General features: G+C 66.2%; 10 protein-coding genes and 2 tRNA genes. 4 read left to right on the plus strand and 8 right to left on the minus strand.

All coding sequences use genetic code 11. The features are described from left to right. Positions 1-307: 307 nt before the first annotated feature. The 3 genes from bamJ to PSm6_RS02910 all read right to left on the minus strand — a co-directional run bounded on the left by bamJ (position 308) and on the right by PSm6_RS02910 (position 1,427). Complete coding sequence (bamJ, locus tag PSm6_RS02900; RefSeq protein ID WP_031288412.1) at positions 308-1,018, minus strand: BamJ family beta-barrel-assembly machinery protein; 711 nt, start codon at positions 1,016-1,018, stop codon at positions 308-310. Between the two features lie 241 nt (positions 1,019-1,259). Further along, positions 1,260-1,336: transfer RNA gene (locus PSm6_RS02905), tRNA-Asp, on the minus strand. A gap of 15 nt (positions 1,337-1,351) precedes the next feature. Next, a tRNA-Val gene (locus PSm6_RS02910) sits at positions 1,352-1,427 on the minus strand. A gap of 159 nt (positions 1,428-1,586) precedes the next feature. Here PSm6_RS02910 and rdgC point away from each other — a divergent pair. From rdgC to sugE, 3 genes are all read left to right on the plus strand, one after another. After that, positions 1,587-2,507: a recombination-associated protein RdgC gene (gene rdgC, locus PSm6_RS02915; protein ID WP_021221381.1), complete on the plus strand. Its 921-nt coding sequence runs from the start codon at positions 1,587-1,589 to the stop codon at positions 2,505-2,507. A gap of 48 nt (positions 2,508-2,555) precedes the next feature. Further along, a complete protein-coding gene (locus PSm6_RS02920; RefSeq protein ID WP_021221382.1) occupies positions 2,556-3,503 on the plus strand; it encodes a bile acid:sodium symporter family protein in 948 nt (315 codons plus the stop codon). A 147-nt stretch (positions 3,504-3,650) separates the two neighbouring features. Beyond that, positions 3,651-3,965: a quaternary ammonium compound efflux SMR transporter SugE gene (gene sugE / locus PSm6_RS02925; RefSeq protein WP_021221383.1), complete on the plus strand. Its 315-nt coding sequence runs from the start codon at positions 3,651-3,653 to the stop codon at positions 3,963-3,965. Between the two features lie 69 nt (positions 3,966-4,034). Here sugE and PSm6_RS02930 read toward each other — a convergent pair whose 3' ends face one another. The 5 genes from PSm6_RS02930 to PSm6_RS02950 all read right to left on the minus strand — a co-directional run bounded on the left by PSm6_RS02930 (position 4,035) and on the right by PSm6_RS02950 (position 8,558). Continuing rightward, positions 4,035-5,909: an MFS transporter gene (locus PSm6_RS02930; RefSeq protein ID WP_021221384.1), complete on the minus strand. Its 1,875-nt coding sequence runs from the start codon at positions 5,907-5,909 to the stop codon at positions 4,035-4,037. 152 nt (positions 5,910-6,061) lie between these two features. After that, entirely contained in the window at positions 6,062-6,391 is a 330-nt protein-coding gene (locus PSm6_RS02935) for an AzlD domain-containing protein (protein ID WP_021221385.1), read from the minus strand. After that, complete coding sequence (locus PSm6_RS02940) at positions 6,391-7,104, minus strand: AzlC family ABC transporter permease (RefSeq protein WP_043243090.1); 714 nt, start codon at positions 7,102-7,104, stop codon at positions 6,391-6,393. Before PSm6_RS02940 ends, PSm6_RS02935 begins: the two co-directional genes overlap by 1 nt. Before the next feature lie 36 nt (positions 7,105-7,140). Further along, on the minus strand, positions 7,141-7,986 hold the full coding sequence (locus PSm6_RS02945) for an AraC family transcriptional regulator (RefSeq protein WP_265169498.1): 846 nt from the start codon (positions 7,984-7,986) through the stop codon (positions 7,141-7,143). 2 nt (positions 7,987-7,988) lie between these two features. After that, positions 7,989-8,558 carry a GNAT family N-acetyltransferase gene (locus PSm6_RS02950; RefSeq protein WP_265169499.1) on the minus strand — a complete coding sequence of 190 codons (570 nt, stop codon included), beginning with the start codon at positions 8,556-8,558 and terminating at the stop codon, positions 7,989-7,991. Between the two features lie 251 nt (positions 8,559-8,809). Here PSm6_RS02950 and PSm6_RS02955 point away from each other — a divergent pair, with 251 nt between their 5' ends. Continuing rightward, positions 8,810-12,286: a hybrid sensor histidine kinase/response regulator gene (locus PSm6_RS02955; protein ID WP_184487762.1), complete on the plus strand. Its 3,477-nt coding sequence runs from the start codon at positions 8,810-8,812 to the stop codon at positions 12,284-12,286. The last annotated feature ends 235 nt before the right edge of the window (positions 12,287-12,521 follow it).

Genomic DNA, 12,521 nt, shown 5'->3' on the forward strand with positions numbered 1-12,521 from the left:
CTTCGCTACAGATCGGCGATTTTTTGGCCAAGCTAAAAACACCAACAAAATCAACTGGTTGAAAATCGACCAGCGCCTGCGACAGCAAACCGCAGTGACAAGTCCCGTGGTTACTCGGTCATGTGCATAACCGTAACACCAGGATGCCGGAACACCTTCGTTCAGACCCGGCAGTCAGCACCAGGTTCGCTCCGTGACCGCATCGGCAAAACCGGTTACCGAAACGCAGCGCGGCTATCCGAAAGAGTGGCCCCGGCCGCAGAAACGAAAACGCCCCGCAATGCGGGGCGCCTCGAAAGACAACGGCTTACTGCTGGGGAGCGGCAGCCGGGTCCTTGATGCCGATCAGCTCCAGGTCGAACACCAGTACGGAGTTCGCCGGGATCGCCGGGCTCGGGCTCTGCTCGCCGTAGGCCAGCTCGCTCGGGATATACAGTTTGACCTTCTCGCCAACGTGCATCAGTTGCAGGCCTTCGACCCAACCCGGGATCACGCCGTTGACCGGCAGGTCGATCGGGCTGCCACGCTGGATGGAGCTGTCGAAGACGGTGCCATCGGTCAGCTTGCCTTCGTAGTGAACGGTCACCACGTCGGTGGCCTTGGGCTGAGCGCCTTTGGCAGCCTGGACGATTTCATACTGCAGGCCGGAGGCGGTGGTGGTCACGCCTTCACGCTTGCCGTTCTCTTCGAGGAACTTCTTGCCCGCCTTGGCGGATTCCTCGTTGAGCTTGGTCATGCGCTCTTCGGCACGCTTCTGCAGGAAGGCAAAGGCCTCAACCAGCTCGTCGTCCTTCAGGCGCTGTTCCTTCTTGCCGATGGCATCTTCGATGCCCTGGGCGACAGCTTTGGAATCCAGATCGTCCATGCCTTCCTGGGCCAGGCTCTTGCCCATGTTCAGGCCGATGCCATAGGAGGCCTTCTGTGCCGGAGTCTTGAGCTCGACGCTGGTCTGCGAATCGCAGCCCGCGAGCACCAGGCCCACCAGAGCCACAGCCGCTGCCAACCGATGTTGTTTCATGCTGATTCCTTGTCTGTCCGCCGTGATGGCATGTTCTATGAAGTTGCGAGCTTAGCAGGCCCCTGCGACCAGTGGCTATGGGCATATAGGATCGGAGAACAGGCAAATAGTTCAGCGCTGGGCGGCGAGAAACGCATGAATTGCCAGCATTTTTTCGCAGAGGCGGGGCAGGACGTCAGGGGGCTTTTTCGCAGGCAAAGAAAAAGCCCCCAGGTATCGCTACCTGAGGGCTTTCTATATATGGCGCAGCGGACGGGACTCGAACCCGCGACCCCCGGCGTGACAGGCCGGTATTCTAACCGACTGAACTACCGCTGCGCGTTACTGCAAGATTGGTGGGTGATGACGGGATCGAACCGCCGACCCTCTGCTTGTAAGGCAGATGCTCTCCCGGCTGAGCTAATCACCCTTCACTCTCGAAGTGGGGCGCATTCTAGAGTGGTATCCCGACCCTGGCAAGCCCCTTTTTAAAAAAATTTTGCTAGCCGTTCCAAAGGCTTAGCTCAGGGTTGGCCTGAGTGCTCCGGGGGAGAATAATGCGCGCTTTGTGTCCGGAGAGAATTCCCCCATGTGGTTCCGTAACCTGCTCGTCTACCGCCTCACCCAGGATGTGCCCTTCGACGTCGAGGCCCTGGAAGCCGCCCTGGCCACCAAGCCGGCCCGCTCCTGCGCCAGCCAGGAACTGACCACCTACGGCTTCATCGCCCCCTTCGGCAAAGGCCCCGACGCGCCCCTCGTCCACTCCAGCGAAGGCTTCCTGCTGGTGGCCGCGCGCAAGGAAGAACGCATCCTCCCCGGCAGCGTGGTGCGTGACGCCCTGAAGGAGAAGGTCGACGAGATCGAAGCCGAGCAGATGCGCAAGGTCTACAAGAAGGAGCGCGACCAGCTCAAGGACGAGATCGTCCAGACCTTCCTGCCCCGCGCCTTCATCCGCAAGTCCGCCACCTTCGCCGCCATCGCCCCGGCCCAGGGCCTGATCCTGGTCGACGCCTCCAGCCCGAAGCGCGCCGAAGACCTGCTCTCCACCCTGCGCGAGGCCATCGGCTCCCTGCCCGTGCGCCCGGTCTCGGTGAAGATCGCCCCCACCGCCACTCTCACCGAGTGGGTCAAGACCCAGGAAGCCGCCAAGGACTTCTACGTGCTCGATGAGTGCGAACTGCGCGACACCGACGAAGACGGCGGCGTGGTGCGCTGCAAGCGCCAGGACCTGACCAGCGACGAAATCCAGCTGCACCTGTCCTCCGGCAAGCTGGTCACCCAGCTGTCCCTGGCGTGGCAGGACAAGCTGTCCTTCATCCTCGACGACAAGCTGGTGGTCAAGCGCCTGCGCTTCGAAGACCTGCTGCAGGACAAGGCCGAGCAGGACGGCGGCGAAGACGCCCTGAGCCAGCTCGACGCCAGCTTCACCCTGATGATGCTGACCCTGGTGGAGTTCCTGCCCCAACTGATCGACGCCCTCGGCGGCGAAGAGATCCCGCAAGGTATCTGACGCCCCCGCGCCCGGCAGATGCCGGGCGCCCCTCCCTAAGGAACGAGCATGCGCGCACTGGCCGCCCTGAGCCGCTTCGTCGGCAACACCTTCGCCCTCTGGATCCTGTTGTTCGCCGTGCTGGCGTTCTACCAACCCGCCTGGTTCCTGCCGCTGGTGAAATGGATAGTGCCGCTGCTCGGCCTGATCATGTTCGGCATGGGCCTGACCCTGAAGACCGAAGACTTCCGCGAAGTCGCACGCCGCCCCTTGCGCGTGCTGATCGGCGTGCTCGCCCAATTCCTGATCATGCCCGGGCTCGCCTGGCTGCTGTGCCAGGTACTGCGCCTTCCGCCGGAAGTGGCCGTCGGTGTGATCCTGGTGGGCTGCTGCCCCGGGGGTACCGCGTCCAACGTGATGACCTGGTTCGCCCGTGGCGACCTGGCGCTCTCCGTGGCCATCACCGCCGTCACCACCGTGCTCGCTCCCCTGGTGACTCCGGCGCTGATCTGGTTATTGGCCTCCGCCTGGCTACCGGTGCAGTTCGGCGCACTGTTCATGTCGATCCTTCAGGTCGTGCTGCTGCCCATCGCCCTCGGTTTGATCGCCCAGCGCCTGCTCGGCGTGCGTGTGCGTCACCTGGTCGAGGTCCTGCCACTGGTTTCGGTGGTGAGCATCGTCGTCATCGTCGCGGCGGTGGTTGCCGCCAGCCAGGCGAAGATTGCCGAATCCGGCCTGCTGATCATGGCCGTGGTGGTGCTGCACAACGGCCTCGGCCTGGCCCTGGGTTACCTCGCCGGCAAGGTCTTCGGCCTGCCGCTGGCCCAGCGCAAGACACTCGCCATCGAGGTGGGCATGCAGAACTCCGGCCTCGGCGCCGCCCTGGCCAGTGCCCACTTCTCGCCCCTGGCGGCCGTGCCAAGCGCCCTGTTCAGTGTCTGGCACAACCTCTCGGGCTCCCTGCTCGCTGCGCTGTTCCGGCGCATGAAGGATGAGTCCGACAAGCCCGCCGACTGACATCTGTCAGGCCGCCCGTCCCATGCAACTTGTCCGGGCGGCCAGGATGTGCAAAATACTGCGCAGTGCAGGGACGGCCCTGCCACTCGCCGAGTGACCATTCCGGGGACGGCCCCGATCCAATCAGTCGTACCTTTGGAGGTCACCATGTCCTGGATCATCCTGTTCTTCGCCGGCCTGTTCGAAGTCGGTTGGGCCGTCGGCCTGAAATACACCGAGGGCTTCACCCGCCCCATCCCCACCGCGCTCACCGTATTGGCCATGGCCATCAGCCTCGGCCTGCTGGGCCTGGCCATGAAGCACCTGCCGCTGGGTACCGCCTACGCGATCTGGACCGGCATCGGCGCCATCGGCACGGTGATCGCCGGCGTCATCCTCTTCGGCGAATCCGTGGCGCTGATGCGCCTGGCCAGCGTGGCGCTGATCCTCTGCGGGCTGATCGGGCTGAAGCTGAGCACCTGAGTGCCCTGACGAACCCGCCGCCCACAAAAAAGCCCGCCGATATGGCGGGCTTTTTCATGCCTGCAGCACCTAGCGCTGGTCACCGCGCAAGGCCGCCACCGAAGCCTGAAGGCTCAGGCGGTCGACACCTTCCGGCGCCAGCGGCTGCCCGGCCACCAGGTTGATCCGCGACCAGAAGCGCTTGAACAGGCCCTTTCCCGGGTCGCGGCTGAAGAAGCTGCCCCACAGCCCCTGCAGCGCCATCGGAATGACCTGCACCGGGTTCTCCTCGAGGATGCGCTCGACGCCGTTCTTGAACTCGTTCATCTCGCCGTCGGTGGTCAGCTTGCCTTCCGGGAAGATGCACACCACCTCCCCTGCACGCAGGTACTCGGAGATCTTCTTGAAGGCGCGGTCATAGACCAGCAGGTCCTCGTTGCGCCCGGCGATGGGCACCGTGCCCGCCGTGCGGAAGATGAAGTTGAGCACCGGCAGGTTGTAGATCTTGTAGTACATGACGAAACGCACCGGCCGCCGTACCGCACCGCCAATCAGCAGGGCATCGACGAAGGACACGTGGTTGCACACCAGCAGCGCGGCGCCCTCGTCCGGAATCGCCTCCAGGCCCTTGTGCTCGACGCGGTACATCGAGTGGCCCAGCAGCCAGATGAGGAAGCGCATGCTGAATTCGGGGACGATCTTGAAGATGTAGCTGTTCACCGCGATGTTCATCAGCGACACCACCAGGAACAGCTGCGGAATCGACAGCCCGGCGACGCTGAGAAACAGGATCGAGGCGATGGCCGAAACCACCATGAACAGTGCGTTGAGGATGTTGTTGGCGGCGATCACCCGAGCCCGCTCGTTCTCCGCGGTGCGCGACTGGATCAGCGCATACAGCGGCACGATGTAGAAGCCGCCGAACAGGCCGATGCCGAAGATGTCGGCAAGGATCAGCCAGGCCTGGGGCACGCTGATCACCGCCAGCCAGTCATGGGGCGCAGTGCCTTGGGGGAAGCCGCCCGAGTGCCACCAGAGCAGGATGCCGAAGACGGTCAGGCCGATGGAGCCGAAGGGCACCAGGCCCACTTCCACCTTGCCGCCGGAGAGGCGCTCGCAGAGCATCGAACCCATGGCGATGCCCACCGAGAACACGGTGAGGATCAGGGTCACCACGCTCTCGTCACCGAACAGCAGGTCCTTCGAGTAGGCGGGAATCTGCGTCAGGTACACCGCACCGAGGAACCAGAACCAGGAGTTGCCCACCAGCGAGCGCGACACCGAAGGACGCTGGCCGAGGCCCAGCTGCAGGATGCGCCAGGACTGGCTGAAGATGTTCCAGTCGAGCTTCAGCTCCGGCATCGCCGCCGCAGCGCGGGGGATGCCGCGGCTGGCCAGGTAGCCGAGGGAAGCGGTGATCAGGATGGCGGCGGCGACTATGGGCTCGTAGCGCTCGGCGGACATCATGATCCCGGCGCCGATGGTGCCGGCGAGGATGGCCAGGAAGGTGCCCATCTCCACCAGGGCGTTGCCGCCCACCAGCTCGTTCTCACGCAATGCCTGGGGCAGGATCGAGTACTTCACCGGGCCGAACAGCGCCGAATGGGTGCCCATGGCGAACAGCGCCGCCAGCAGCAACCAGAGGTTGTCGAGGTAAAAGCCCAGGGCGCCCACCGCCATGATCCCCACCTCGGCTGCCTTGATCGCACGGATCAGCGAGTCCTTGGCGAACTTCTCGCCGAACTGCCCGCCGAGGGCGGAGAAGAGGAAGAACGGCAGGATGAACAGCAGGGCGCACAGGTTGACGTAGACCGTCTTGTCACCAGAGATCGCCAGCTTGTAGAGGATGGCGAGGATCAGCGACTGCTTGAAGATGTTGTCGTTGAAGGCGCCGAGCAGCTGGGTCACGAAGAACGGCAGGAAACGTCGCTTGCCCAGCAGGGCGAATTGCGAATGTTGGCTCATCTTCCTTGGTACCTGGGTAATGGCTGGGGTAAAGCCGGTGCACGAAGCACGTCGCTGATTTGACAGCAACTGGCCAGCTCCAGGCCACACCTTGAGACGAAAAATGCCGAATCCCCACATAAAAAGGGCGCCTTTCACGGCGCCCTCTTCCCTCAGATGGGCAACTGCCCCAGCCCCCAGCGCAGGGCGAAGAACAGCAGCAGGCCGCCGAGGATGGTCGCCAGCAGGTGGCGGGTGACCGCGGCGATGAGGATGCAGCCCAGCCCTCCCAGCAGGTAGGCATTATCCAGTGCCAGCGCGGCGTGGACGCCATCGGGCATCACCATGCCCGGCACCACGATGGCGGTGAGTACGGCCGTGGGCACGTAGTGCAGGCCCTGGCGCACCACGGGCGGGAAGCGCAGGTCGGGCCAGGCGAACAGGCTGTAGCGGATCGAGAAGGTGATCGCGGTCATGCCGAGGATCAGCAGCCAGGTTTCCATCAGAGCACCTCCTCCAGTTGGCCGAGCCGATAGCGGCGCTCCAGCACGATGCCGACGACGATGCCGCTCAGGGCCGCCGCCATCAGCCCCAGCTTGTAGGGCAACCCGTGGCACAGCAGCGCCACTGCACCGGCCACCAGCGCCGCCGCCACCTGCGGGCGGTTGCGCAGCATGGGCACGACGATCCCGATGAAGGTCGCCAGCATGGCGAAGTCCAGCCCCCAGGCGGCGAGATTGGGCACGGCCTGGCCGAAGACCACGCCGACCAGGGTGCACAGCTGCCAGTTGAGGTACATGGCCAGCGCCGCGCCGAGGAAATACCAGTGCTTGTGCGGCGAGGCGTCCGTCTCCGCGTAGCGGTGCTGCACCACGGCGAAGGCCTCATCGGTGAGCCAGAAGGCCAGGGGCATGCGCCAGCGCTTGGGCAGGTGGCTGACGAAGGGCTGCAGGCTGGCGCTGTACAGGGCGTGGCGCAGGTTGACCACCAGCGTGGTGAGCAGCACCACCGCGATGCCCGCGCCACCACCGAGCAGGGTGATGGCGATGAACTGGGCGGAGCCGGCGAACACCAGCAACGACATGCCGAGGGTCTGCCAGGCACTGAGCCCGGCCCCGGCGGCGAGGGTGCCGAAGATGATGCCGAAAGGCACGGCGCCGATGAGCATCGGCACCATATCGCGCCAGGCGCGGAGGAATTCGGTTGAGCGGGACATGGGTTCTCCTTGTCCGCGCAGCTTAGAAGAGGCGTTTCAGTGAGTCTTGAACGATCTTGCGCAGGCGCTGCGGTATTCGCCCGGCGCCACGCCATAGGCCTGCTTGAACTGCCGGCTCAAATGGCTCTGGTCGGCGAAGCCCAATTGCATGGCCACCGACAGCGGCGCGCAGCCCTCGCGCAGCAATGCCCGCGCCTGCTCCAGGCGACGCTGCTTGAGCCAGGAATGTGGCGGCAACCCGGTGGCCCGGCGGAACACCCGGGCGAAGTGGAAGGGCGAGAGCCCCACCGCTGCGGCCAGTTCCTCCAGGGACGGCGGTTCGGCCAGGCGCGAAGCCAACAGCTCGCGGGCAAGGGTCACCGCCTGGGGCTCATGCCCGGCGGCACGGGGCGTGCCGATGCGTGCGTAGCGTTGAAACAGCAGCAGCACCGCTTCGCGCCAGGCCATCTGCTGCTCCAGCGCCGTGGCGCCCTGCTCCAGCAAACGGTGCAGGGCGAGGAAGCGGTTGGTCACCTCGGGGTCGTGCAGCACGCTGTCAGCAAAGGTGGGCAGGCCGCCCGTGGAGATATCCAGCTCCTCCAGCACCTCGGTCACCCGCTGCAGGTCGGGGTAGAAACCGCGATAGCGCCAGCCTTCCTCGTGGGCCTTGGAGCCGGTGTGGAGTTCGTCGGGGTTGATCAGCACCATGCTGCCCTGCTCCGCCAGGTGGTCGCTGCCACGATGACGGAAACGCTGGGCGCCGGACTCGATCACGGTGAAGACATAGCCCTCGTGCACATGGGGCGCGAAGCGCTGCTCGATGTAGCGCGCATGCAGCAACTCGACACCGCCGAGCTCGCTGGCCTGCCAGAAATGCGTCTGTTCGCCGCCGATGCCACTCATGTTCAGTTGCCGAAGGAAGCTTCCAGGGCCTTCTTCACCGCCGGCCATTCACGGTCGGTGATGCTGTAGAGCACGCTGTCGTCGAGGCGCCCATCGGCCAGGCGGCGGTTGTTGCGCAGCACCCCTTCGCGCTGTGCACCGAGCTTCTCGATGGCCTTCTGCGAGCGCAGGTTGCTGCCCGCGGTCTTCAGTTGCACACGCACCACCTGCCACTCCTCGAAGGCGTGGCGCAGCATCAGGTATTTGATCGAAGCATTGAGGCCACTGGCATGCTCGCTGCGGGCCAGCCAGGTCCAGCCGATCTCCACCGCCGGCAGGGCAGGCATGAAATCCGCGAAACGGCTGGTGCCCACCAGGCGGTCGCCCAGGCGGATGGCGAACACCACGGCCAGGCCTTCGCGCTGCTGGGCCAGGCCCTGGCGGTACCAGTCCGGGCGCAGCGGGCCGCTCATGTAGACCAGCTCGTCGCGGTTGGCTTCAGCGAGGGCCGAGAGCTCGGTGATGTCGGCCTCAGTCAGCGGTTCCAGGCGCAAGGCGCCACGCTGCAGGATGACCGGTTGCGGATTGAACATCTGCGCCTCCTCAGGCGAAAGACCCCTGCTGATCAGAGCGTCCGGGCACCCGGAAGTGCCCTGCAGGGCGCCGGCCTGGACGATTGGAAGTCCGCCGGCAAGGTTGCCACGCTAGCAGCCCCGCCAGCAGCGCTCAACCCCGCCTGCGACCTTGGTCGCAGCTGCCTGACGGACAACCGGCTTTGGTGCGAAACTGCCGCATCGAGACACAGGTGGGCGCATCCGTCCGCCGCTTTCACTTCGGAGTCTGCATGTCGTTGTCCAGCGGGCTGATCGCCGCGGTCGCCCTTCTCTATATGGCCGTGCTGTTCGCCATCGCCTTCTATGGCGACCGCCGTCGCGCGCCCATGCCGCCGAAGGGCCGCGCCCTGGTCTACAGCCTGTCGCTGGCGGTGTACTGCACCAGCTGGACCTTCTTCGGCGCCGTGGGCCAGGCCGCCGGCCAGCTCTGGGCCTTTTTGCCGATCTACCTCGGCCCCATCCTGCTGATGGTCTTCGCCCCCTGGGTGCTGCAGAAGATGGTGCTGATCAGCAAGCAGGAGAACATCACCTCCATCGCCGACTTCATCGCCGCCCGCTATGGCAAGTCCCAGGCCCTGGCGGTGGTGGTGGCGCTGATCTGCCTGGTCAGCGTGCTGCCCTACATCGCCCTGCAGCTCAAGGGCATCGTCCTCGGCGTCAACCTGCTGATCGGCTCCGGCGCCGAATCCACCGGCACCCGCGCCCAGGACACCGCGCTGATCGTGTCCCTGGTGCTGGCGCTGTTCACCATCCTTTTCGGCACCCGCAACCTCGACGCCACCGAGCACCACCGCGGCATGGTGCTGGCCATCTCGTTCGAGTCGCTGATCAAGCTGCTGGCCTTCCTCGCCGTCGGCATCTTCGTCAGCTTCAGCCTGTTCGATGGCTTCGACGACCTGACCCTGCGCGCCATGCAGGCCACCCACCTGGAGAGCTTCTGGCTGCAGCCGGTGGACTGGCCGACCCTGATCGTGCAGACCGGCGTGGCGATGGTGGCGTTCGTCTGCCTGCCCCGGCAGTTCCATGTCGCGGTGGTGGAAAACATCGAGCCCCGTGACCTGCGCACCGCGCGCTGGGTGTTCCCGCTCTACCTGGGGCTGGCGGCGCTGTTCGTGGTGCCCATCGCCCTGGCCGGCAAGATGCTGCTGCCCGCCGGCGTGATGCCCGACTCCTTCGTCATCAGCCTGCCCCTGGCCGAGGCCCATCCGTCCCTCGCCCTGCTGGCCTTCATCGGCGGCGCCTCGGCCGCCACCGGCATGGTCATCGTCGAAGCCGTGGCGCTCTCGACCATGGTCTCCAACGACATGCTGCTGCCCTGGCTGCTGCGCCGGCAGAGCGCCGAGCGCCCCTTCGAGGTGTTCCGTCACTGGATGCTCTCGGTGCGCCGCGTCAGCATCGTGGTAATCATCCTCCTCGGCTACGTCAGCTACCGCCTGCTGGGCTCCACCGCGAGCCTGGCCACCATCGGCCAGATCGCCTTCGCCGCCATCGCCCAGCTCGGCCCGGCCATGGCCGGTGCCCTCTACTGGAAGCAGGCCAACCGGCGCGGCGTGTTCGCCGGGCTGGCCACCGGCGCCCTGCTCTGGGCCTACACCCTGGTGCTGCCACAGGTGGCCCGGGGGCTCGGCTGGCCGCTGGAGGCCTTCCCCGGTCTCGCCGGGCTGATGGCCAACCCGCTGAACCTGCCCATCGACCCGCAAACCCAGGGCGTGGTGCTGTCCCTGGCCGGCAACTGGCTGCTGTTCGCCTGGGTCTCGGTGTTCTCCCGCACCCGGGTGTCCGAACACTGGCAGGCCAGCCGCTTCATCGGCCAGATCGTCTCGGCGCGGCCGAGCAACCGTTCGCTGCTGGCGGTGCAGGTGGAAGACCTGCTGATGCTGGCGGCACGCTTCGTCGGCGAGGAACGTGCGCGGCAGAGCTTCGTGCGCTTCGCCTACCGCCAGGGCACCAGCTTCAACCCGGTGCAGAACGCCAACCAGGACTGGATCACCCACACCGAGCGCCTGCTCGCCGGCGTGCTCGGCGCCTCGTCCGCCCGCGCGGTGGTGAAGGCCGCCATCGAGGGCCGCGAGATGCAGGTGGAGGACGTCGTGCGCATCGTCGACGAAGCCTCCGAGGTGCTGCAGTTCAACCGCGCCCTGCTGCAAGGGGCCATCGAGAACATCACCCAGGGCATCAGCGTGGTCGACCAGTCCCTGCGCCTGGTGGCCTGGAACCGCCGCTACCTGGAACTCTTCGACTACCCCGACGGGCTGATCAGCGTCGGCCGGCCCATCGCCGACATCATCCGCTACAACGCCGAGCGCGGCCTGTGCGGGCCGGGCGACGCCGAGGCCCACGTCTCGCGCCGGCTGTTCTGGATGCGCCAGGGCAACGCCCATACCTCCGAGCGCCTGTTCCCCAATGGCCGGGTCATCGAGCTGATCGGCAACCCGATGCCGGGCGGTGGCTTCGTCATGAGCTTCACCGACATCACCGCATTCCGCGAAGGGGAAAAGGCCCTCAAGGACGCCAACGAGGGGCTGGAGCAACGGGTCACCGAACGCACCCTCGAACTGTCCCAGCTCAACCAGGCGCTGATCGAGGCCAAGGGCACCGCCGAAGCGGCCAACCAATCGAAGACCCGTTTCCTTGCCGCCGTCAGCCATGACCTGATGCAGCCGCTTAACGCCGCGCGGCTGTTCTCCGCCGCCCTCGCCCACCAGCAGGACGCGCTGCCGCCGGAATCCCGCGAGCTGGTGGGCCACCTCGACAGCTCGCTGCGCTCGGCGGAAGACCTGATCACCGACCTGCTGGACATCTCGCGCCTGGAAAGCGGGCGCATCACCCCCGACCGCGCCGCCTTCCCCCTGGCCGCGCTGTACGACGCCCTCGGCGCCGAGTTCAAGGCCCTGGCCCAGGAGCAGGGCGTGGACTTCCGCGTCAGCGGCAGCAAGCTGCGCATCGAGAGCGACATGAAGCTGCTGCGCCGGGTGCTGCAGAACTTCCTTACCAACGCCTTCCGCTATGCCAAGGGCCATGTGCTGCTGGGCGTGCGCCGCGAAGGCGGCCTGCTGCGCCTGGAAGTCTGGGACCGCGGCCCGGGCATCCCCGAAGATAAGCGCAAGGTGATATTCGAAGAGTTCAAGCGCCTGGACAGCCACCAGACCCGCGCCGAGAAAGGCCTGGGCTTGGGCCTGGCCATCGCCGACGGGCTCTGCCGCGTGCTCGGCCACCACCTGGAAGTCCGCTCGTGGCCGGGCAAGGGCAGCGTCTTCAGCGTCAGCGTGCCCCTGGCGCGCACCCCGGCACCGGCCCCCGTCGTGCCGCAGAAGGAAGCCAACGGCCACGCCCTGGATGGCACCCAGGTGCTGTGCATCGACAACGAAGACAGCATCCTCACCGGCATGCACAGCCTGCTCTCGCGCTGGGGCTGCCAGGTGTGGACGGCGCGCAACCGCCTGGAGTGCGAACACCTGCTGGCCGAGGACGTGCGCCCGCAACTGGCACTGGTGGACTACCACCTGGATGAAGGCGAGACCGGCACCGAGCTGATGGCCTGGCTGCGTACCCGCCTCGGCGCACCGGTACCGGGCGTGGTGATCAGTGCCGACGCCCGCGCCGAACTGATCGCCGAAGTCCACGCCGCCGGCCTCGACTACCTGGCCAAGCCGGTCAAGCCCGCCGCCCTGCGTGCCCTGCTCAGCCGACACCTGGTGTTGCGCTGAGCGGCTCGCGCTGCGCACCCGGTAATTCTTCGTCGCAGCTCGGGAGCAACCCGGCAGGCCTCACGGGCCGGATTCCCCGGCCTGGCTCCCCGCCCCTGTCGATGGCGTATCCGTCACCGTCCAGCGTCTAGACTTCTGCCATCCGCGCAGCCGCCGAGAGGCCGCTGTTCACCTCGGCGACGCGGCCCGGTATAAGGAGTGCCTGGCGCACCTGCCGCCACGCCGTAGAGACAGG

Source organism: Pseudomonas solani (assembly GCF_026072635.1).
Taxonomy (GTDB): Bacteria; Pseudomonadota; Gammaproteobacteria; order Pseudomonadales; family Pseudomonadaceae; genus Metapseudomonas; species Metapseudomonas solani.